We start from the raw sequence: 20,505 nt of genomic DNA, 5'->3' as shown, positions 1-20,505 counted from the left end.
CACGTCACGCGACGTGGTCCGCTTGTCTGTTTGCGTATTCGGTCTTGCACTTTGCAGAGCGCGGCACCATCTTCATCTGGCGTCCATGGCGCTTCTGCGTTTGGTATGTCCCTATATTAGCACTCTCTGCTTGAGAGTGCCAATCAGCACATTTAATCGGCCTGATAGCCTAAATGCTATGGCGATTTAATGCTTGATATATATATGAACAGTGATTTGAACACGTAATCAGTCTACGGCCTCTGACTGAAGCGAACCTTAAGAATACTTGCTAAATATCAAGATAACAGCAGATGAGGAGGGTGAGGCGCATGGCGGCACCGCAGGCGCCGCCATGGGAGGGAAGCTCAGTTCAGGCGCGCCAGGTGGCGCTGCACGCAGAGGAAGGCGCCGATCAGGCCCAGGCCGGCGCTGACGGCCAGCAAGCCGGCCATCGGCAGCGGCGCCAGCGGCACCAGCTGGAATTCGGACGCGTACAGGCGCGCAAACTCGGCAATCGCGGTATTGAGCGGTTGCATGGCCAGCGCCACGGCGCCCAGGGCCAGCGCACCGGCGCACAGGCCCAGCAGGGCGCCCGTGTAATAGAAGGGGCGGTGGATGAAGGTGTCGGTGGCGCCGATCAGTTTCGAGATGCTGATTTCATCGCGCTGCTGCATTACCTGCAAGCGGATGGTATTGAAGACAACGGCGATCACGGCCACGCCCAAAGTAATGGCCAGCAGCAACAGCACCAGGCGCAGCACGCCCAGCAGGGCCGCCAGGCGCTTGACCCAGGCCGAATCGACTTGCGCCGATTCCACGCCGGGCAACTGGCGCAACTGTTCCGCCACGGCATCGACATCCTGCGCTTCGCTGGCGCTGCTGAAGGCGTCGAGTTTCAGCACATAGCTGTCGGGCAGGGGATTGTCGCCCAGGGTGCTCAGTACGTCGGCCAGGCCGTTCTTGTTCTTCAGGGTGTCGAGCGCCTGTTCGCGCGCGATGAAGACGATCTTCGCCTTTTGCTCGCCGACAATCTTGCGCATGGAACTGGCCAGCGCCACGGCTTGCTCGCGCGGCGTGTCGATCTTCAGGAAGACGCTGATTTCCGGGTCGACCGACATCTGTTCCGACATCGGGCGTACATTGTCGAGCATGGTCAAGCCGGCGAACGGCAGCGACAGGGCGATGGCGACGACGACGACGTTCAATAAAAAGCCGCCCGGCGACTTGCGCAAATGAATCAGCGCCGAACCGAGCGCGAAGCGGTGTTGACGGAACCAGCCTCTCATGCCTGCTCTCCTTCGCCGTCGTCCAGGCCAGGGGCAAAATCGGGATCGGGCGGGGCGAAGACGGGCGCTTGCGTGGCCTTGTCGATGGCCACCAGCTGGCCGTTTTTCAGGTGGATCACGCGGGCGGCCGCGTCGAGCATCTGTTCGTCATGGCTGGAAATGAGGCAGGTCACGCCCACGGAGTGGAATGCTTTCAGGGCGTCGAGCACCTTGTTGGCGCTGGCGCGGTCCAGGTTGGCCGTCGGTTCGTCGGCCAGGATGATTTGCGGCCGGTTGACGATGGCGCGCGCGATCGACACGCGCTGCTGCTCCCCGCCAGACAGCGACAGCGGACGCGCCATGGCGCGGTCCAGCAATCCGACCTTGTCGAGCGCGGCGCGCGCGCGCTGTTCCGCGGCCACTTTATGCGCGCCGACGACGAGCAGCGGCAGCATGACGTTGGCCAGGATGGAGCGGTCGTTCAATAACTTTTGCTGCTGGAAGATCAGGCCCATGTTACGGCGCAAAAACGGCACGCCGGCCGGCTTGATCTTGGCCATGTCCTGGCCGTTGACGATCAGCTTGCCCGACGTGGGGCGTTCCATGGCGGCGATCATTTTCAGCAAGGTGGATTTGCCGGCGCCGGACGGGCCGGCCAGGAAGACCAGCTCGCCCTTGGCAATACTGAGCGAAATGTCGCTGAGCGCCACGGCATCGGGGGAGTATTGCTTGGAGACGTGCTGAAATTCAATCATGTAGGTAGGCTTATCCGAGCAGCGCTTCGACAAATTCGGCAGCCACGAAAGGCTGCAAGTCTTCAATTTTCTCACCGATGCCGATGAAATACACGGGCACGGGACGCACGCGGGCTATCGCCGCCAGCACGCCGCCCTTGGCGGTACCGTCCAGCTTGGTGATCACCAGGCCGCTCAACTGCAGGGCATCGTCAAACGCTTTCACTTGCGTGAGGGCGTTCTGGCCCGTGTTGCCGTCGATGACGAGCAGGGTTTCATGCGGCGCGCCTTCCATGCCTTTGCCGATGACGCGCTTGATTTTCTTTAATTCTTCCATCAGGTGCAACTGCGTCGGCAAGCGGCCCGCCGTGTCGACCATCACCACGTCGATGCCGCGCGCTTTTGCCGATTGCACGGAGTCGTAGGCCACGGCGGCCGGGTCGCCCGATTCCTGCGAAATCACGGTGACGTTGTTGCGCTCGCCCCAGACCATCAATTGCTCGCGCGCGGCGGCGCGGAAGGTGTCGCCCGCAGCCAGCAGCACGGACTGGTTGTTCGACTGCATGTGCTTGGCCAGCTTGCCGATGGTGGTGGTCTTGCCGGCGCCATTCACGCCGGAAATCATCATCACCAGCGGCTTGTGGCGGCCCAGCTCGAAGCGCTTTTCCAGCGGCGAGAGCAGGTCGATCAGCAATACTTTCAGGGCGGCCTTGACGGCGGCCGCGTCGAGCAGCTTGTCTTCCTTGACCTTCTTCTTCAATTCCGTGAGCAGGAATTCCGTGGCGTCGATGCCGGCGTCGGACATCAGCAAGGCCGCTTCCAGCTCTTCATACAGGGCGTCGTCGATCTTCGCGCCGACGAACAGCACGGACAAGGTATTCGAGGTTTTCGACAGGCCCGCCTTCAGGCGCGTCATCCACGATTTTTTCTCGGGTTCGGCGGCCACGATCACGGGCACGAGCTCGGCCGGCGCGCCGCTCAGGGGCGCAGCGGCAGGCTGCGGTGCAGGCGGCGTGGCGGCGGGAAGGACGAGAGGCTCGGCTGGTGCAGCCTCGGGAGCGATGGGTTTTTTCTTGAAGAAACTAAACATGGATGTGTGGTGGCGGGTGCTGACCTAAGGCCCGGCGGCGCCGGACACTGTTGTTACGGGCTATTCTACCAGAGCGCGCCCGGCCCTTCATGCTTTACTGTTCGATTGGCAACATTGCGTCGCTATCCACGAAGATCGCCGCAATTGCCGCGCTTTCCAGCCGGATCAATGGGTTTGCAGGGCCAGGGCCTGGTGGCGGCGGCGCCAGTCGGCGATGCTTTCGTCGACTTGCCGCAAGTCCAGCACATGTAAAAACGGCGGCGGCTGGCGGTACAACACGGGACTGCGTCCGCCGGCCCACAATTCCATGCTTGGCGGCAAGCTTGCATGCAGTTGCTGCAGGCTGTCGCGCGTCTGCCGTTGCTTGCTGGCGCTGGAAAACGATAGCGCCACGATGTCGGCCCGCTGCGCGCGGGCGGCCGCGACGATGTCCGTCAGCGGCGTTTCTACCCCCAGCGACATGCAGTGGGCGCCGGCCGCCGCGCACAGCGCCTCGGCCATCAGCAGCCCCAGGCCATGGCGTTCCTGCGGCAAGGTACTGAGGACGATGCGCGGCGTGCGCGTGGACGGGCTGCTCGCTTGCGGCAGGGAAAAAATGGCGTGGCGCATCACCGTCTGCAGGGTTTCGCTATACAGATGCTCTTCATACACGGCCAGCTCACCGCAAGCCCACGCTTCGCCCACCATGCCGGTAAGCGGCGCGATGACGTCGATGGTGAACGCTTTCAGGCCCAGCACGGCCAGCGCCTGGCGCAGGGCGCCGCCCAGTTCCTCCATCTGGTGGCTGCGGCAGAGGGCCAGGTAGTGTTCGAGCTGGGGCGCTGGCGTTGACGGCGCCGCGCTGCCGGCGCTGGCCAGCTGCTGCAGTTGCACGGTGCTGTGCTGCATGATTTTGCCCGGACGAAATCCGAGGTCCAGCAGGCGCTTGACCATGCGCAATTTTTGCACTTGCTCGGCCGGGTAGCTGCGCTCGCCAAAGGCGTCGCGCTGGGGCTGGGGAAAGGCGTAACGGCGCTCCCACACACGCAAGGTTTCCTTGGCCAGTCCGGTATCGCGTTCGACATCGCTGATGCTGAAGGCGGAAGTAGGTTGCAGGTCAGTATCCATACCAGGGGGCTTGCTCGCATGCCAAAAGAACGTGGAGTGCATTTTACGCCTTCCGCTGCCCCATACCAAATAGCTGAATCCGATTAGAAATTGCCGACGTATAAGTTTCTGAACGGCTCAGGACGCTCATTGACATAAATCAATATTTCATCGATTATCCATGAGGCTTATTTGTCCAGGACAAACTTAACACAGGTGCACTCATGAAAATTGCCGTCGTCGGAGCAGGAATCGCAGGATTGTCGTGTGCCTATCGGCTGGCGCAAGCGGGTCAGGACGTCACCTTGTACGAGGCGGGCGACTATTTTGGCGGCCACAGCCATACGGTCGATGTCACGCTCGATGGCGTCACGCATGGCGTCGACACGGGTTTTCTCGTATTCAATCACGCCACGTATCCGAACCTGGTGCAACTGTTTGACGAGCTCGGCGTCGAGGCGGCCGACAGCGACATGTCGTTTTCCGTCAAAATGCCGCTGGGCACCGCGTCCGATGCCCGCGTGCTGGAATGGGCGGGCGCCAACCTGGATACCGTGTTTGCCCAGCGCAGCAATCTGCTGCGCCCCGCCTTCCTGCGCATGTTGCGCGATATTCTGCGCTTCAACCGCCAGGCCAGCTCCCTGGCGACGGCCAGCGTGCCGGCGCCGGCCATGCCGCTGGGCGAGTTTCTCGACTTGCACGGCTATGGCGAGGAATTTCGCCACTGGTATCTGCTGCCGATGGCCGCCTGCATCTGGTCATGCCCGGCGCGCCAGATGCTGGCCTTTCCCTTGGCCACCTTCATCCGTTTCTGCCACAACCATGGCTTGCTGCAAGTGAGCGACCGGCCGCAATGGCGCACGGTGCGCGGCGGCTCGCGCGAGTATGTGAAAAAATTGTTGGCAGGCATCCCGCAGCAGCGCCTGGCTTGCCCCGTGCTGGCGGTGCGCCGCCAGCCGCACGGTGGCGCGCGCATGGTCGAGCTGCACACGGCCGCCGGCGTCGAGCATGTCGATCACGTCGTGCTCGCCTGCCACAGCGACCAGGCGCTGGCCCTGCTGGGAGATATCCGCGACGACGAGCGCGCCGTGCTCGAAGCCGTGCGCTACCAGCCGAATCGCGCTGTGCTGCATACGGATGCGTCCTGCCTGCCGCAGCGCCGCAAGGCTTGGTCGGCCTGGAATTACCAAGGCCGGCCAGCCGCGGAAGGCGAGGCGCCGCAAGTGTGCGTGCATTATTTGCTGAACCAGCTGCAACCCTTGCCCTTTACCACGCCCGTCATCGTTTCGCTCAATCCCCTCGACGAACCGGACCCGGCGTCCATCCTCGACGAGTTTTCGTATGCCCACCCCGTGTTCGATGGCGCGGCCATTGCCGCCCAGGCGCGCCTGGCCGGCTTCCAGGGCGCGCAGCACACGTGGTTCGCGGGCGCGTGGACCGGCTATGGTTTCCATGAAGACGGCTTGAAGTCGGGCCTGGCCGTGGCGCAAGTACTCAATGGCATGGCGGCGGCGGAGCTTGGCCATGCCGCGTGATCCCACGCAGCCGTCGCAGCCGCAGCCCCAGCTGTGCCTGGGACTGGTGCGCCATGCGCGCTTGCGTCCGCGCGCGCATGCTTTTAGTTATGGCATGTTTTATCTGCGCCTGCCCCTGCGCAGCCTGGGCGCGCACGATTTTCCTGCCAGGTTGATTTCGCGCAACGGCGCCAATGTGCTGTCCTTCCGCGACAGCGACCACGGCGATGGTGCGACGCCGCTGCTGGACTGGATCGATGGTTTGCTGCGCCAGCATGGCGTGTCGGACGCGGGCGGCGAAATCTGGCTGCAAACCATGCCGCGCATGTTCGGCTATGTCTTCAATCCCGTCAGTTTCTGGTTTTGCCACCGCCCGGATGGCGCGCTGCGCGCCGTGGTCTGCGATGTGCGCAATACCTTCGGCGAGCGCCATTTGTACCTGCTCGAACAGGGCGGCGCCATCGCCTATGGCAGCGAACTGGTCGCCAAGAAAATTTTCCACGTGTCGCCGTTTTGCAAGGTGGAGGGTAAGTACCGCTTCCGTTTCCTGCGCAATAGCGAACAGGACGGCGAACGCCACCTGGCCAGAGTCGACTACGACGACCTCGATGGTCCACTGCTGCAGACGAGCTTGTCCGGCACGGCGCAGCCGCTGCGCGATGGTGCCATCGCCTGGGCCTTGCTGCGCTACCCCCTGATGACGTTAGGCGTGATGGCGCGCATTCATTGGCAAGCCTTGCGCCTGTGGCTGCGCCGCGTGCCGTTTTTCAGCAAACCCCTTCCCCCACAAGAAAAGGTGTCCCGATGAGCTCCGATTCCCTGCCGACCGGCCTGCAGGCGCGCGCCTGCGTCCGTCCCGACCACACGGCCGATCACACGCACCTGGACGTTCCCGCTTCCGGACGGGTGATCTTGCGCTTGCTGGAAAAATTGCAGCATGGCGCCCTGCGCCTGCGCACGCCGGACGGCAGTATCTTGCTGTATGGCGATGGCAGCCACCCCGTCACCCTGGACTTGCACAACTGGCGCCTGTGTGCGGCAGTCCTGCGTTCGGGCGACATTGGCTTTGCGGAAACGTTTATCGCCGGCGACTGGCGCACGGACAATTTGCCGGGCCTGATCGAGCTGATGATACGCAACCGCGCGCACATCGAATCGCTGATCTACGGTAACTGGTGGGGCAACCTGGTCTACAAGATCCGGCATTTGCTCAATCGCAATTCGCGCGCCGGCAGCAAGAAGAATATCCACGCCCATTACGACATCGGCAACGCCTTTTATCAGCTGTGGCTGGATCCGTCGATGACGTATTCGAGCGCGCTGTTCACCGAAGGCGCCAGCCTGGAGCAGGCGCAAGGTGCGAAATACCGGCGCATCGCCGATCAACTGCAGCTGCAGCCAGGCGCCAGGGTGCTGGAAATCGGCTGCGGCTGGGGCGGCTTTGCGGAAACGGCGGCGCGCGACTATGGCGCGCACGTGACGGGACTGACCTTGTCGACCGAACAGCTCTCCTATGCGCGCCAGCGTCTGCACGACGCGGGGCTGGCAGGGCAGGCCGACCTGCAGCTGTGCGATTACCGTGACAGCGCCGGCCAGTACGACGCCATCGCCTCGATCGAAATGTTCGAAGCCGTGGGGCAAAGCTACTGGCCCGGCTATTTCGAATGCGTGGCGCGCAACCTGAAGCCGGGCGGACGCGCCTGCATCCAGACCATCGTCATCGCCGATGACTTGTTCGAGCGCTACAGCAAGAGCACGGATTTCATTCAACAGTATATTTTTCCGGGCGGCATGTTGCCGTCGCCGGCCGAGTTTCGCCGCGCCGCCGAGGCGCAGGGCTTGCGTGTGGAAGACGCCTTCAGCTTTGGTCTCGATTACGCGGAAACCTTGCGCCAGTGGCGCGCCAGCTTCCTGGCCCAGCGCACGGCGCTGGAAAAACAGGGTTTCGATGGACGTTTCCTGCTGACCTGGGAGTTTTACCTCGCGTATTGCGAGGCCGCCTTCCAGGCGCACAACACGGATGTGATGCAATTTACCCTGATCAAGGACTGACCATGCGCCGCCTGCTTGCCACTGTTGTGCTGTCCTTGACCATGCTGGGCGCCGCGGCCGCGCCGCCTGCCTTTATCGCCGCCGACGTGCCCGAAGCCCGCCTGGCGGGCGAAGGCGAATACACGTGGTTCGGCATGCGTATTTATCGCGCGCAACTGTGGGTGGGGCCGCAGGGCTACCAGGGCGCGGCGTCCGCAACGGCGCCGTTTGTGCTGGAACTGCGTTACGCGCGCGCGCTCGATGGCAAGAAGATCGCCGAAGCCAGTTATGAACAGATGCAGAAAATCGGCGCCGGCACGCCGGAGCAGCGCCTGGCCTGGCTGGCCACCATGCAGCGTATCTTTCCTGACGTTAAGGAAGACCAGCGCATCGCGGGCGTCTACCGGGCCGGCATCGCGCCCGGCGTGCGCTTTTATCTCGATGGCAAGGTACTGGCCGACGTGAGCGACGGTGACTTCGCGCGCGCCTTCTTCGCTATCTGGCTCTCGCCGTCGACCACGGCGCCGAAGCTGCGCGCGGCCTTGCTGCAGAGCGCGGCGCCGCTGCCATGAGTGCCGGGGGCGGCGCCTTGAGCTTGCCTGCCTTGTTCAGTTATGGCCTGTTCGGCTTGCCGCTGGCCATGCTGGCGCTGCCCATCTATATATATGTCGCGCCATTTTATGCGCAGCGCAGCAGCCTGGACCTGGCGCAGATCGGCGCCGTGCTGCTGGCGGCCCGTATCGCCGCCGCTTTCATCGACCCGGCCCTCGGTGCCTGGATGGCGCGCGGCGGGCGCAGCTATGCCGTGGTGATCGGCGCCTCGCTGCCCTTGCTGCTGCTGGGCTTTGGCGCCTTGTTCCATCCGCCCGCCATGCAGGAAGCGGCCACCCTGGCCTGGTTCCTGGTCGCCTTGCTGCTCGTCTACGCCGCCTATGGCCTGGCCGGCATCGCGCACCAGAGCTGGGGCGCGGCCTTGAGCCAGCTGCGCGCGCAGCGGACGCGGGTGACGGCCGTGCGCGAAGGCTGCGGCTTGCTGGGCGTCATCCTGGCGGCGGGGCTCACTTCCGTGTTCGGCTATGACGGCTTGTCGCTGGCCTTTGCCGCCTGCCTGCTGGCGGCGGGCGCGTTGCTGCTGGCGCGCGCGCCGCGTCCGGTTTTGCTCCACGGCACGCAGGCGCTGCCCGCTGGCGCCTGGCGCCTGCCGTTTCGCCAGCGCGCGTTCCGCTGGCTGTTTGCCGTCCTGCTCGTCAATGGCGTGGCGGCCGCCATTCCCGCCACCCTGTTCCTGTTCTTTGCCGCCGACTACTTGCGCCTGGGCCATTACGCAGGACCGTTTTTGATCGTTTACTTTTGCGCTGCGGCCGCCTCGATGCCCGTGTGGGTGGCCCTGGCGCGGCGCTTTGGCGAGGCGCGCGCCTGGGGTGGCGCCATGCTGCTGGCCGCGACCGTGTTTGTCTGGGCGTATGGCCTGGGCGCGGGCGCGGCCTGGGGTTTTGCCAGCATCTGTCTGCTATCGGGCCTGGCGCTGGGCGCCGACCTGGCCCTGCCGCCGGCCCTGCTGGCAGGGTTGATCGGCGCGGCCGGCCATGCCGGGCGGCATGAAGCTGCGTATTTCGGCTGGTGGAACTGGGGCGTGCAGATGAGCCTGGCGCTGGCGGCCGGCATCGCCTTGCCCCTGCTGGCCTGGCTCGGCTATGTGCCGGGCGGCAGCGGCGGCTTGCCGGCCCTGTCCGCCGCCTACGCCTTGCTGCCCTGCGTCCTGAAACTGCTGGCCGCGCTGCTGCTGTGGCGCGCCCCCCTGCAACATATATATATATACAACCTTCGGAGACCCGCACATGCGCCTCATAACATTTTGCAAACGCGGCGCCCTGGCGGCCGTGCTGCTGGCGCTGGCCGCCTGCTCCACGCCGCCCACGCCGGCCACCTACGCGCAGGAATTGCCGAAGCTGGACTTGCAACAGTATTTCAATGGCACGCTCGATGCCCACGGCATCTTCCAGGACCGCTCCGGCAAGGTGGTCAAGCGTTTCACCGTGGTGATGCGGGCCAGCTGGGCGGGTGAGACGGGTACGCTGGACGAGGATTTCACGTATTCCGACGGCAGCAAACAACGCCGCGTGTGGACCTTGCGCAAGACGGCGCCCGGGCGCTTCATCGGCACCGCGCCCGACGTGATCGGCGAGGCCGTCGGCGAAGTGGCCGGCAATGCGCTGCGCTGGCAATATGTGCTGGCGCTGCCCGTCGATGGCACGGTCTATCACGTCGACTTCGAGGACTGGATGTTCCTGATGGATGACAAGGTCATGCTCAACCGCGCCGCCATGAGCAAGTTCGGCTTCAGCCTGGGCGCCGTCACCTTGTCGTTCAGCAAGCGTCCGCAGGCGGCCCCATGAATCGCAAGATCACCAGCTGGGCCGGCAAGCGCGTGTGGATCATCGGCGCGTCCAGCGGCATTGGCGCCGCCTGCGCCACCTTGCTGCTGGAGCAGGGCGCCTGCGTAGCCTTGTCTGCCCGCCACCGCGCCAGTCTCGAACGGTTATGCGAGGGACAGCCGCTGGCGCAAGCCTTGCCGCTCGATATCACCCAGCATGCGCAGCTGCGGGCCGTCAGCGCGCAATTGCAGCAGCAGTGGACGCATATCGACCTGATATTGGTAGTCGCTGGTGGCTATCAGGCCATGCGCGCCGATAGTTTCGACCTTGAGGCAGCCCAGGGCTTGCTGGCGCTGAACGTGGGCGGCGTCTTCAATTGCCTGGACCAGGCCCTGCCGTGGCTGTTGCGCCAGGGCAGCGGCGGCATCGGCATCGTCGGCTCGGTGGCCGGTTATGGCGGCTTGCCCAAGGCGCTCGCGTACGGCGCCAGCAAGGCGGCACTGATCAACCTGACGGAGTCGCTGTACCTGGACTTGCATCCGCGCGGCATCGGCGTGTATCAAATCAACCCTGGTTTTGTCGCCACGCCCTTGACGGCGAACAACGATTTCACCATGCCAGCCCTGATGACGGCGCGGGACGCGGCAGCCGCCATGCTCGACGGCATCGAGCGGGGCCAGTTCCACATTCACTTTCCCAAGCGCTTTACCAATACCATGCGCCTGGCGCGGCTGTTGCCGTACCGCGCCTATTTCTGGCTGATCCGCAAGGTGACGGGCTTATGAGCGCCACCATGGAAGGTGCGCTGGCGCGCCTGGTGGCGTTTTACGAGCACCTGAGCATCGAGAGTCTGGCTCAGCTGGGTGCCGTGTACGCGCCAGAGGCCCATTTCAAGGACCCGTTCAATGAGGTGGTGGGCCATGCCGCCATCCTGGCCATCTTCGAGCACATGTTCGTGCAAGTCGATGCGCCCCGGTTTGTCGTGCTGGAAAGCCTGGGGCAGGGGCAGCAAGCCTTCCTCACGTGGGAGTTTCGCTTTCGCATGAAACGCCTGGTGGCTGGCGAACAATGTATCCGTGGAGCAACACATCTGCGTTTCGATGCGCAGGGGAGGGTGGTATTGCACCGCGATTATTGGGATGCGGCGGAAGAATTGTATGAAAAACTGCCTGTGCTCGGTGGTTTCATGCGCATGCTCCGGCGCGCAAGCCAGCGCTAAGCGTGTTTGTTGATGCTTTTAAGCAAAAAATGCTAAAAAGAAAAAGTAAATTGTGTGGAATTGGACCGGTGAAAACTTGATTTCGCTCAATGTGTCGTTTTTTAGACACAAATATATCAAAATATTGAGAAGGCAACATTGTAAGAAATTGTTTCAACTGATGCGCAATTTGCAAGCAAGAGTCGTCCTCATCCGTTCCCGCCCGGTACCCGGCGCGCGTGCTGGAAAACTTGAAAAACATTTCTATGTGAGCAATTTAAATTACCGGAAAGTCAGTAATTGTGTTGCTACTCTGCCCATTTTTTCGATGCGCATGCCGACGTCGGAAATCGCGTCTACGCCCCTGAATCATGCGGCAACGCACCAAAACAGGGCGCATTATTTCCCGTTTTCGGGCGTCCGGCAGCAAACAATGGCGATGCCGTGTATGCTTCGTACCGTTTATCCATTATCGCCTGACAAATTGTGCGCTTTGTCGCGTAAATCATGCAGGCCAAATGATGGGTAAAGCATGTTGATGTTTTAATCATGCGCCTGATACTGTTGCACTAATACAACGGGTGTCGACAAGGCATGCGCTATGATGGAATGGTCAATCAGGCCAATGCATTGGTTGGCAAGGGGCACTGGCTCTATCGCGTAGTACGGTTGGCGATGACCGGGATGCCTGAAAAAGCACTCGGCCTGGTACCGGAAGTAACATGTTGGAACTTGATGGAATGTGAAACGGTCGTTATAGTGCCGCTTCCGGTGCCCTTTGAGCACCGAACCGGCGCATGAAAATACGGTCGCTCTGCAGCCTTCAAGCTTATCGGTGCAATAGCGTGCCGATACCGATATGAATTGTTCCCCTGACCGGAACAGCAATGTGGCAGGTGGAGACCTTGCCCTCACTCATAAAAAGCGCTCTGTTAGAGCGCAGCTCGAGATGCATAGGCTGTATTACTTTTTGCTTCAAAATTAAAGGAAATCGCAATGAAAAAAACTCTGATCACCCTGGCAGTTCTGGCAGCAGCCACTGGCGTAGCCCAAGCTCAATCGAGCGTTGTTATCTACGGTACCGTTGACGCTGGTTTCGTCAGCGAGCGCGGCGGCAAAGCCGGCACCGTCAACAAAATCGATAGCGGCATTGCTTCGGCTTCGCGTATCGGCTTCAAAGGCACCGAAGATCTGGGCAGCGGCCTGTCGGCACTGTTCGTTCTGGAATCGGGTTTCAAAGTTGATTCCGGTTCGCAAGAAGGCGATGCTCTGTTTGGTCGTCAAGCCTACGTTGGCCTGAGCAGCAAAACGGCTGGTACCGTAACCCTGGGTCGTCAATACACCCCTTGGTACAACACCCTGTCGAAAGTTGCTGATCCATTCGCAGTTGGTTACTCGGGTTCGGCCAAGAACTTGTTCCCAGCAGCCACGACCCGTACCAGCAACACCGTGCTGTACACCTCGCCAAACTTCAGCGGCTTTGACGCTGACGTTGCTTACAGCGCCGGCAACAACGGCCCAGAGAGCCTGGTATCCAGCAAAATCGGTCGTCAAATGGGCGCATCGGTTGGCTACGCCAACGGTCCTTTGAACGCACGTGTTGCTTACAACACCACCAGCAACGAAACCGCAATCAGCGATGCTGGCAGCGCACGTAACTGGCTGGTAGCCGCTAACTACGATTTCACCGTTGTGAAAGCGTATGCTGCATACGGCGTCAACAAAGGTGCAAACAGCTCGCTGCGTAACAACGGCAATGTTGATTTCTACAACACCGCATCGCGTGGCGGCTTTAGCGACGACAGCACCACCGCTCTGATCGGCGCAACCGTACCAGTTGGTCCAGCTGGCACCGTGATGGCTTCGGTTATCCACGTCAACGACAAATCGGGCATCAACGCCGATGCGAACCAGTTCGCACTGGGCTACTCGTACGCTCTGTCGAAGCGCACCAGCACCTACGCTTCGTACGCTAAAATCTCGAACAAAAACAACGCTGGTTACACCGTTGGTAACAACAGCAATGTTGGTTCGGGCGACCAAGCGTTCAACGTTGGTGTTCGTCACTCGTTCTAATATTCGCGCAAGCGAAGCTTAGTACCGCTGCCAGCATCCCTTCGGGGATGCTGATAAGCAAGGAAACGCGTCTCCAGGCTAGTCCTGGCGGCGCGTTTTTGCATTGGCGGCGCCAGTTATAATGGCGCCGTTACTCAAGTAAAGGAATGCCATGTATTCATACACCTCGCCACGCCTGGCCGCCTTGCTGGCCGTGCTGCTGCTCGCGGGCGCCACGGGCGCCGCTGTTGCCGCCGTCAAGGGCAAGAAACCGGCCGGACTGGAACGCTACGGCGTGGCCGTCTATTCCGACCTGTGCCTGCAAAAAGATAGCGGCGAAATCGGCGGCCAGCGCGTCACCCTGCACCGCTTTGCCGAGGCCGATTCCGTCATCTATGAATTCACGGCAGGCGCCCTGAGCTGGCCCATCGTGGCCAACGACGTCAATCTGGACGCCGCCACGGGCGCCTTCGACTTCACCATCGCCGGCGCCGACAGCGAAGAACGCACCATCGTCGGCAAGTTTTCGAAGGATGGGCAGACCCTGACCCTGGAAGGCGATTATTGTGGCGGCAATGTGCGCATGCCCATGAAGCTGAGCCGCGTGCGCGATTTCAGCCGTCCCCTGAAAAACTGCACGCCATGCCCGCCGATGCCGCAAGCGCCGGCCGAGACAGTGCCTGCCGAGGAAAGCGCGCCAGCGCCCGCTGCCTGAGCGATTACCGCTGTCAAAAACAACAAAGGCCCGGTATCGACCGGGCCTTTGTCATTTTCAGCGTTGCCAGGGGCTTACTTTGCCGCCTGCGCCTTTTCCGCCGTGGCGCGGATGGTGGCAAGCGTTGCGTTCGGCGTGATCAAATTGCCGTCGTAGCGCAGTTCGATCAAGGCCGGCAGATTGTGCGCCCTAGCGTGCGCCAGCGCCCGTTGCAGGGCAGGGGCGAACGCTTCTGTCGTATTCACTACTTCGCCATGCGCGCCATACGCTTGCGCCAGCGCCGCGAAATCCGGGTTGTGCAGGGTCGTGCCCGACACGCGGCCCGGGTAATCGCGTTCCTGGTGCATGCGGATGGTGCCGAACATCTGGTTATTGAAGACGATGATGACCACGCCCGCCTGGTATTGCACGGCGGTGGCCAGTTCCTGGCCGTTCATCATGTATTCGCCATCGCCGGCAAAGGTGATCACGGTACGCTCTGGGTGCACGATCTTCGCCGCCACGCCCGACGGCACGCCGTAGCCCATGGCGCCGTTGGTCGGCGCCAGTTGCGTGCGCAGGCCGCCGTAGCGATAAAAACGGTGCGCCCACGAGGCGTAATTGCCGGCGCCGTTCGTCAGGATCGTGTCGGCCGGCACTTGCGCCATGATTTCTTGCGTGACTTGCCACAGGTTCAGTGGCGCCTGGCCATCCTGGAAGATGGGCGGCTGCTCCTGGTAGACGGCCAGTTCGGCCTTCGCTTCGGCTGGCGTATGCTGCCAGGCAGACGCGTCGACGGGCGCCATGGCGGCCAGCATGGCGCACACTTGCGGCATGCCGCTGTTGATCATCAGTTCGGCCTGGTAGACGCTGCCCAGTTCCTCGGCATCCGTATGGATGTGCACCAGGCGCTGGCGCGGCACGGGCGAGTCGAACAGGGTGTAGCCGCCCGTCGTCATTTCGCCGAGGCGCGGACCGATGGCGATGACGAGGTCGGCATTTTTTATGCGCGCGGCCAGTTTCGGATTGATGCCGATGCCGACGTCACCGATGTAGTTCGGGTGGGCATTGTCGAGCAAGTCCTGGAAACGGAAGGCGCAGGCGACGGGCAGGTGGTTGCTTTCCGCGCACTGTTGCAGGTCGGCGCAGGCCTGCGGCGTCCAGGTGGTGCCGCCCAGCAAGACCAGCGGCTGCCTGGCGGTCGCCAGCATGCTGCGCAACTGCTGCAGCTGGGCGCCGGACGGCGCCGCCTGCACCGGCTGGTAGGCGCGCGTGTCGGCGACGGTTGCCAGGGAGATCAGCATGTCTTCCGGCAGGGCCAGCACGACGGGGCCGGGGCGCCCGCTGGTGGCCACCTGGAAGGCGCGCGCCAGGTATTCGGGGATGCGTTCGGCGCGGTCGATCTGTGCCACCCACTTGGCCATCTGGCCGTACATGCGGCGGTAGTCGATTTCCTGGAACGCTTCGCGGTCGACGAAATCATTGCCCACCTGGCCGATGAACAGGATCATCGGCGTGGAATCCTGGTAGGCCGTGTGCACGCCGATCGAGGCGTTGGTGGCGCCCGGTCCGCGCGTGACGAAGCAGATGCCCGGCTTGCCCGTCAGTTTGCCGTAGGCTTCGGCCATGAAGGCGGCGCCGCCTTCCTGGCGGTTGATGATGAAGCGGATGCCCGAATCGTGCAGGGCGTCGAGCACGTCGAGGTAGCTTTCGCCAGGCACGCCAAAGGCGGTGTCGACACCGTGGATCTGCAGGGCATCGACCAGGATCTGGCCGCCGGTACGGGGTTGTTGCGTCATGTTCGGCTCTTTATATTCTAGTGGGTGGCAAAGAAATGGGGCAAGCGGTGCGCATGCGCCTGCATGCAAGCAGCTTGCCTCATTCTATGTGAGGCAATTTGGCCCGGCTTTTGAAATGGCGACACCGAATTACACAATCCCCCGACTGGTGTGCCGCGCTTTTGCAGAAACATGCTGCGGCGCGGTACAATGGCGGGTGAAGCAGGCCAGACAGTCGCTGGCCGGCGCAGCAATGCGCTGGCGGGAGGAAGGTCCGGACTCCATAGAGCGGGGTGACGGTTAACGGCCGTCCGCTGAAAGCCGACCTGGCGTACTTGTATGTTGGGGGAGTATAAGGCGAGGAATAGGGCCACAGAGACGAGCGTATTAAGTTACGGTGAAACGCGGTAACCTCCACCTGGTGCAATTTCAAATAGGCACGCGATGATGCTGCTCGCGGAGCGTGCGGGTAGAAAGCTTGAGCGCCCGAGTAATCTGGCGCCTAGAGGAATGACTGTCATAGCGCCAACCTGCAAGGGAAGGTGCCGTAACAAAATCCGGCCTACCGGCCTGCTTCACTTGAATTCCCGTTCCCTGGCTTGCCAGGGGGCATCCCGGCCGCGGCGTTTTGCCTGCCGCGCGCCACCCAAAAAGCCCCCGCAACGGGGCTTTTTTTGTTTCTAAAAGTATAGCATTTACGATAAAGTTGTATATACAACTAAAAGTGAACAATTGGTTAAAGTTTCTTGCATACAATTAATTGCTGCATTGCAAAAATAGTTTTCCTGCGACAGGTCAGCCCCTGAAAACAGGGGCGATACGCGCCAAGGATGATTTTCTTTTGCTTTAAACCAAGTCTTTCGCAGCGGCTGATTGCTGTTGTGCCCGGATGACGAAATTATTGTCATGTGTCAACTAACTGTAAAAAATTCAATTTTTTGATTTCGTTTTTTTCGATGTTTACGGTAGGAAAACACATGTGTGCAGATGAGGTACCACATTCACTATCTTTCATAAGTATCTAATTTATCGATATATTTTTATTTGAGACTCCTTCAACGATATGCGCTAAGTCCTTAATTTCATTAATAAAATTCCTGTTTTGCCAATCGGAAACCGCTTGACCACTATCTTTGCTTCCTCTAAAGTGGGCAACTGTGTGAAAAAGTGTGTTTTTGTGGGAAATTTTCCCTTTTCATCGTGATGCGCAAGCGTCGCAACCCAAGCTCAAAAAAGGTCTTCCGTGTTTCAAGGCGCGTCCGCAATCAATCTCGATGCCAAAGGCAGGATGTCTATCCCTGCCAAGCACCGTGACGCGCTGGCGATTCAATGCGAAGGCCGTTTGACCCTGACCAAACACCCCGATGGCTGCCTGCTGTTTTTCCCCCGTCCCGTGTGGGAAAGCCACCGCCAGCAAATCGCCGCCTGGCCCATGTCGGCGCGCGCCTGGCAGCGCATCTTCCTCGGCAATGCCGTCGACGTCGAGCTCGACTCGGCCGGCCGCGTGCTGATCTCGCCCGAATTGCGCAACGCCGTCGGGCTGGCGCGCGAAGTCATGATGATCGGCATGGGCAGCCACTTTGAAATATGGGATGCCGCCAAATTGGCTGAAAAAGAACAGCAGGCGATCGATGCCGGCACCCCCGATGTACTTTCCAATTTTTCTTTCTAAGGCTCCGTAATGACACAACTCACGGTGCCGGAATTTCAGCATCGCACGGTGCTGCTCGATGAAGCGGTCGATGCGCTTGACCTGTCGGGCGACCGCGCGCACGGCGTTTACGTCGACGGCACGTTTGGCCGCGGCGGCCATAGCCGATTGATTTTGTCGCGCCTGGCGCCCGACGCGCGCCTGATCGGCTTCGACAAGGATTTGCAAGCGATCGCCACGGCCGAACAGATCGCCGACCCCCGTTTCCAGATCGTCCATGACAGCTTTGCCACCATGACGGCCAGCCTGGCCGAACGTGGCGTGCAGCAGGTGGACGGCATTTTGCTCGACCTGGGCATCTCGTCGCCGCAGGTCGACGACGCGGCGCGCGGTTTCAGCTTCCGCAATGACGGACCGCTGGACATGCGCATGGATACCACGCGCGGCATCTCCGCAGCCGAATGGCTGGCGGTGGAAACCGAGCAGAATTTAGAGAAAGTGATACGCGATTATGGGGAAGAACGGTTTGCTTTTCAGATTGCAAAGGCGATTGTTGCTGGCCGGGCAGTCCAGCCAATTTCAAGCACACGACAGCTTGCCGGCATCGTGGCAGGCGCCGTCAAGACCCGCGAGAAGGGTAAGGACCCCGCTACCCGCACCTTTCAGGCCATACGCATTTTCATTAACAAAGAGCTCGAGGATCTCGAGATCGGCCTGAACCAGGCGTATGCTTGCCTGGCGCCCGGCGCGCGCATGGCCGTGATCAGCTTTCACTCGCTGGAAGACCGCATGGTCAAGCGCTTCTTCGCCTCGAAGGCGAACGTGGAGCAGCCTGACCGCCGCCTGCCGATCCGCGCGGTCGACTTGCCGCAGCCGGAAATGAAGCTGATTTCGAAGATGAAACCGTCCGACGCCGAGATCGAGGGCAACCCGCGCTCGCGTTCGGCCGTGATGCGCGTGGCGCAGCGTCTGCCCATTCCAGTCAGTGGCGGCGCCCGATGACTGGCAAGCTGTGTGTCGTGCTGTCGGCCCTGCTGGTGTGCTGCGGCCTGTCGCTGGTGAACGCGCAGTACCAGTCGCGCCACCTGCTGATCGACCTGGAGCGCGCGCAAGCGCTGTCGCGCCAGCTCGACATCGACTGGGCGCAACTGCAGCTGGACCAGTCCACTTTGGGCAAGCATGAACGCATCGAATCGATCGCGCGGCGCGACCTGAGCATGACGCCGCTGACGGCGGCGCGTACGCAATACCTGACGGAGGGCGAATAATGAAGTTGGGCGGTAATAGCAACGGCCGGGTGGCGGCATCGAAAGGCGTGCCATTCTCGAAGAACCCCGTACTGGCGGTGCGTCTGCCCGTCTGGCGTTCGCGCGTCGTGCTGTTCCTGCTGTTCTTCGCTTTCGCCGGCCTGGGCGCGCGCGCGCTGTGGCTGCAGGGCGTGTCGACGCAGTTCCTGCAAAAGCAGGGCAAGGCGCGCTATGAACGCACCCTGGAATTGCCGGCCACGCGCGGCAAGATCACCGACCGCAACGGCCAGGTGCTCGCCTCGTCCGTCCCCGTGAAAGCCATCTGGGCCATTCCCGACGACGTGCTGCAGGCGTCGCCCGAAAAAATCAATGCGCTGGCCGGCCTGCTGGAAATGAACGTCAACGAATTGCGCAAGAAGCTCGATTCGGACCGCAGCTTCGTTTACCTGAAACGCCAGGTCGAGATGGACGTGGCCGACAAGATTTCCAAGCTGGGTATCGATGGCATCGACGAGCGCAAGGAATACAAGCGTTTCTATCCACAGGGCGAAGTGATGACCCACGTGGTGGGCTTTACCAACGTGGAAGACGTGGGCCAGGAAAGCATGGAACTGGCGCAGCAGAAAACCCTCGTCGGCACTACTGGCAGCCGCCGCGTGATCAAGGACCGCCTGGGCCACATCGTCGAAGACATCGGCTTCATCCACGAACCGCATGACGGCAAGGACCTGACCCTGTCCGTCGACAGCAAGATCCAGTACATCGCCTTCACGCAGTTGAAGGAGGCGGTGGAAAAATTCAATGCCAAGGCCGGCGGCGCCGTGGTGCTCGACGTGCATACGGGCGAAGTGCTGGCCCTGGCCAATTACCCCAGCTACGACCCGAACGACCGCCGCAAGCTCACGGGCCAGCAGCTGCGCAACCGCGTCATGACCGATACCTTCGAGCCCGGTTCGACCCTCAAGCCGATCACCGTCTCGCTGGCGCTCGATACGGGCCGGGTCAAGCCGGGCACCCTGATCGACACGGGGCCGGGCCGCTACACCATCGCCGACCGCACCATTACCGACACCAAGCCGCACGGCGTGATCAATGTCTCCGAAATCATCGAGATGTCGTCGAACATCGGCACCTCGAAAATCGCGCTGGGCATGCCGTCGCAGGAAATGTGGGAAATGTTTACCAAGGTGGGCTTCGGCCAGCAGCCGAAATGGGGCTTCCCTGGCGCCGTGGCCGGCAGGGTGCGTCCGTATAAATCGTGGCGCCCGGTGGAGCAGGCGACCATGAGCTACGGTAACGGCATTTCCGTCTCGCTGATCCAGCTGGCGCGCTCTTATATGATGTTCGCGCGTGATGGCGACACGATTCCCCTGTCATTCCAGAAGGTCAATGAGCTGCCCGTGGGCCAGCAAGTGATCAAGCCGAAGACGGCCGCCGACATGCGCGCCATGCTCGAACTGGTGGTCTCCGGCGCGCACGGCTCGGCCAAGCGCGCCCAGGTCGCCGGCTACCGCGTGGGCGGCAAGACGGGTACCGCCTATAAAGTGGAAAACGGCCGCTATGCGATGCCGCGCAAATACATCGGCTCTTTCGTGGGCATGGTGCCGATGTCGGCGCCGCGCTTCATCATTGCCGTGATGATCGATGAACCGACCGGCCCCGCCCACTATGGCGGCCAGGTTGCCGCTCCCGCTTTCGCGGCGATTGCGACCAACGCGCTGCGCGCGATGAACGTACCGCCCGATTCCTCCGTTACCGAAATCGTGGTCCCGGCCAATGCCGGCCCGGAGGCCATGTGAAGTCAC

At 61.7% G+C, this 20,505-nt stretch carries 18 protein-coding genes, 1 other RNA gene and 1 pseudogene; 15 read left to right on the top strand and 5 right to left on the bottom strand.

Translation table 11 applies throughout. The annotated features are described in order from the left end of the window. Nucleotides 1–347: 347 nt before the first annotated feature. The 4 genes from ftsX to KO539_RS22070 form a co-directional block, all read right to left on the bottom strand. Nucleotides 348–1,268, bottom strand: coding sequence for a permease-like cell division protein FtsX (ftsX, locus tag KO539_RS22085; RefSeq protein ID WP_219311754.1), 921 nt, complete (start codon nucleotides 1,266–1,268; stop codon nucleotides 348–350). Beyond that, complete coding sequence (locus KO539_RS22080) at nucleotides 1,265–2,002, bottom strand: cell division ATP-binding protein FtsE (RefSeq protein ID WP_035824790.1); 738 nt, start codon at nucleotides 2,000–2,002, stop codon at nucleotides 1,265–1,267. The genes ftsX and KO539_RS22080 overlap by 4 nt, the downstream gene beginning before the upstream one ends. 10 nt (nucleotides 2,003–2,012) lie before the next feature. After that, a complete protein-coding gene (gene ftsY / locus KO539_RS22075) occupies nucleotides 2,013–3,071 on the bottom strand; it encodes a signal recognition particle-docking protein FtsY (protein WP_035824796.1) in 1,059 nt (352 codons plus the stop codon). A 165-nt stretch (nucleotides 3,072–3,236) separates the two neighbouring features. Beyond that, a complete protein-coding gene (locus KO539_RS22070) occupies nucleotides 3,237–4,178 on the bottom strand; it encodes a MerR family transcriptional regulator (protein ID WP_219311752.1) in 942 nt (313 codons plus the stop codon). A gap of 203 nt (nucleotides 4,179–4,381) precedes the next feature. Here KO539_RS22070 and KO539_RS22065 point away from each other — a divergent pair, with 203 nt between their 5' ends. The 10 genes and pseudogenes from KO539_RS22065 (at nucleotide 4,382) to KO539_RS22020 (ending at nucleotide 14,045) form a co-directional block, all read left to right on the top strand. Then, nucleotides 4,382–5,692 (top strand): NAD(P)/FAD-dependent oxidoreductase, encoded by a 1,311-nt coding sequence (locus KO539_RS22065; protein ID WP_219311750.1) that lies wholly within the window; start codon nucleotides 4,382–4,384, stop codon nucleotides 5,690–5,692. After that, nucleotides 5,682–6,479: a DUF1365 domain-containing protein gene (locus KO539_RS22060; RefSeq protein WP_219311748.1), complete on the top strand. Its 798-nt coding sequence runs from the start codon at nucleotides 5,682–5,684 to the stop codon at nucleotides 6,477–6,479. Before KO539_RS22065 ends, KO539_RS22060 begins: the two co-directional genes overlap by 11 nt. Beyond that, the gene (locus tag KO539_RS22055) at nucleotides 6,476–7,723 is read left to right on the top strand and encodes a cyclopropane-fatty-acyl-phospholipid synthase family protein (RefSeq protein ID WP_257626399.1); all 1,248 of its coding nucleotides are present in this window, start codon (nucleotides 6,476–6,478) and stop codon (nucleotides 7,721–7,723) included. The genes KO539_RS22060 and KO539_RS22055 overlap by 4 nt, the downstream gene beginning before the upstream one ends. Nucleotides 7,724–7,725: 2 nt before the next feature. Continuing rightward, a complete protein-coding gene (locus KO539_RS22050) occupies nucleotides 7,726–8,274 on the top strand; it encodes a chalcone isomerase family protein (protein WP_035824805.1) in 549 nt (182 codons plus the stop codon). Further along, nucleotides 8,271–9,494, top strand: a pseudogene (locus tag KO539_RS22045) (MFS transporter); the annotation flags it as partial. The gene KO539_RS22050 and the pseudogene KO539_RS22045, both read left to right, overlap by 4 nt. 46 nt (nucleotides 9,495–9,540) lie before the next feature. Further along, nucleotides 9,541–10,098, top strand: coding sequence for a DUF3833 domain-containing protein (locus KO539_RS22040; RefSeq protein WP_219311746.1), 558 nt, complete (start codon nucleotides 9,541–9,543; stop codon nucleotides 10,096–10,098). Further along, nucleotides 10,095–10,862: an SDR family oxidoreductase gene (locus KO539_RS22035; protein WP_219311745.1), complete on the top strand. Its 768-nt coding sequence runs from the start codon at nucleotides 10,095–10,097 to the stop codon at nucleotides 10,860–10,862. The genes KO539_RS22040 and KO539_RS22035 overlap by 4 nt, the downstream gene beginning before the upstream one ends. After that, a complete protein-coding gene (locus tag KO539_RS22030; protein WP_219311743.1) occupies nucleotides 10,859–11,296 on the top strand; it encodes a nuclear transport factor 2 family protein in 438 nt (145 codons plus the stop codon). Before KO539_RS22035 ends, KO539_RS22030 begins: the two co-directional genes overlap by 4 nt. Nucleotides 11,297–12,271: 975 nt before the next feature. Beyond that, complete coding sequence (locus KO539_RS22025; RefSeq protein ID WP_219311741.1) at nucleotides 12,272–13,351, top strand: porin; 1,080 nt, start codon at nucleotides 12,272–12,274, stop codon at nucleotides 13,349–13,351. A gap of 151 nt (nucleotides 13,352–13,502) precedes the next feature. After that, a complete protein-coding gene (locus KO539_RS22020; RefSeq protein WP_219311739.1) occupies nucleotides 13,503–14,045 on the top strand; it encodes a hypothetical protein in 543 nt (180 codons plus the stop codon). Between the two features lie 74 nt (nucleotides 14,046–14,119). Here the strand turns inward: KO539_RS22020 and KO539_RS22015 are convergent, their stop codons facing one another. Then, nucleotides 14,120–15,823, bottom strand: a complete 1,704-nt coding sequence (locus KO539_RS22015) for a thiamine pyrophosphate-binding protein (RefSeq protein WP_219311737.1) — start codon at nucleotides 15,821–15,823, stop codon at nucleotides 14,120–14,122. 198 nt (nucleotides 15,824–16,021) lie between these two features. Between KO539_RS22015 and rnpB the strand changes: the two genes are divergently transcribed. From rnpB to KO539_RS21990, 5 genes are all read left to right on the top strand, one after another. Beyond that, nucleotides 16,022–16,383, top strand: an RNA gene (gene rnpB, locus KO539_RS22010) — RNase P RNA component class A. A 662-nt stretch (nucleotides 16,384–17,045) separates the two neighbouring features. After that, nucleotides 17,046–17,474 carry a division/cell wall cluster transcriptional repressor MraZ gene (gene mraZ, locus KO539_RS22005; RefSeq protein ID WP_035824821.1) on the top strand — a complete coding sequence of 143 codons (429 nt, stop codon included), beginning with the start codon at nucleotides 17,046–17,048 and terminating at the stop codon, nucleotides 17,472–17,474. Nucleotides 17,475–17,483: 9 nt separating this feature from the next. Then, entirely contained in the window at nucleotides 17,484–18,455 is a 972-nt protein-coding gene (rsmH, locus tag KO539_RS22000) for a 16S rRNA (cytosine(1402)-N(4))-methyltransferase RsmH (protein ID WP_099403256.1), read from the top strand. Continuing rightward, on the top strand, nucleotides 18,452–18,721 hold the full coding sequence (ftsL, locus tag KO539_RS21995; protein WP_034748894.1) for a cell division protein FtsL: 270 nt from the start codon (nucleotides 18,452–18,454) through the stop codon (nucleotides 18,719–18,721). Before rsmH ends, ftsL begins: the two co-directional genes overlap by 4 nt. Continuing rightward, nucleotides 18,721–20,499 (top strand): penicillin-binding protein 2, encoded by a 1,779-nt coding sequence (locus tag KO539_RS21990; protein ID WP_219311735.1) that lies wholly within the window; start codon nucleotides 18,721–18,723, stop codon nucleotides 20,497–20,499. The genes ftsL and KO539_RS21990 overlap by 1 nt, the downstream gene beginning before the upstream one ends. The last annotated feature ends 6 nt before the right edge of the window (nucleotides 20,500–20,505 follow it).

Source organism: Janthinobacterium sp. NKUCC06_STL, assembly GCF_019345455.1.
Classification (GTDB): domain Bacteria; phylum Pseudomonadota; class Gammaproteobacteria; order Burkholderiales; family Burkholderiaceae_D; genus Janthinobacterium; species Janthinobacterium rivuli.
This window is presented reverse-complemented; position numbering and strand designations above follow the sequence as displayed.

Bases quoted from the DNA above. Each gene is read 5' to 3' on its own strand.
- KO539_RS22020 (WP_219311739.1), top strand. From the start codon at position 13,503: ATGTATTCATACACCTCGCCACGCCTGGCCGCCTTGCTGGCCGTGCTG.
- KO539_RS22080 (WP_035824790.1), bottom strand. From the start codon at position 2,002: ATGATTGAATTTCAGCACGTCTCCAAGCAATACTCCCCCGATGCCGTG.
- KO539_RS22040 (WP_219311746.1), top strand. From the start codon at position 9,541: ATGCGCCTCATAACATTTTGCAAACGCGGCGCCCTGGCGGCCGTGCTG.
- KO539_RS22015 (WP_219311737.1), bottom strand. From the start codon at position 15,823: ATGACGCAACAACCCCGTACCGGCGGCCAGATCCTGGTCGATGCCCTG.
- KO539_RS22060 (WP_219311748.1), top strand. From the start codon at position 5,682: ATGCCGCGTGATCCCACGCAGCCGTCGCAGCCGCAGCCCCAGCTGTGC.
- KO539_RS22035 (WP_219311745.1), top strand. From the start codon at position 10,095: ATGAATCGCAAGATCACCAGCTGGGCCGGCAAGCGCGTGTGGATCATC.
- KO539_RS22065 (WP_219311750.1), top strand. From the start codon at position 4,382: ATGAAAATTGCCGTCGTCGGAGCAGGAATCGCAGGATTGTCGTGTGCC.
- KO539_RS22070 (WP_219311752.1), bottom strand. From the start codon at position 4,178: ATGGATACTGACCTGCAACCTACTTCCGCCTTCAGCATCAGCGATGTC.
- KO539_RS22050 (WP_035824805.1), top strand. From the start codon at position 7,726: ATGCGCCGCCTGCTTGCCACTGTTGTGCTGTCCTTGACCATGCTGGGC.
- KO539_RS22025 (WP_219311741.1), top strand. From the start codon at position 12,272: ATGAAAAAAACTCTGATCACCCTGGCAGTTCTGGCAGCAGCCACTGGC.
- ftsL (WP_034748894.1), top strand. From the start codon at position 18,452: ATGACTGGCAAGCTGTGTGTCGTGCTGTCGGCCCTGCTGGTGTGCTGC.
- KO539_RS21990 (WP_219311735.1), top strand. From the start codon at position 18,721: ATGAAGTTGGGCGGTAATAGCAACGGCCGGGTGGCGGCATCGAAAGGC.
- ftsX (WP_219311754.1), bottom strand. From the start codon at position 1,268: ATGAGAGGCTGGTTCCGTCAACACCGCTTCGCGCTCGGTTCGGCGCTG.
- ftsY (WP_035824796.1), bottom strand. From the start codon at position 3,071: ATGTTTAGTTTCTTCAAGAAAAAACCCATCGCTCCCGAGGCTGCACCA.
- rsmH (WP_099403256.1), top strand. From the start codon at position 17,484: ATGACACAACTCACGGTGCCGGAATTTCAGCATCGCACGGTGCTGCTC.
- KO539_RS22030 (WP_219311743.1), top strand. From the start codon at position 10,859: ATGAGCGCCACCATGGAAGGTGCGCTGGCGCGCCTGGTGGCGTTTTAC.
- KO539_RS22055 (WP_257626399.1), top strand. From the start codon at position 6,476: ATGAGCTCCGATTCCCTGCCGACCGGCCTGCAGGCGCGCGCCTGCGTC.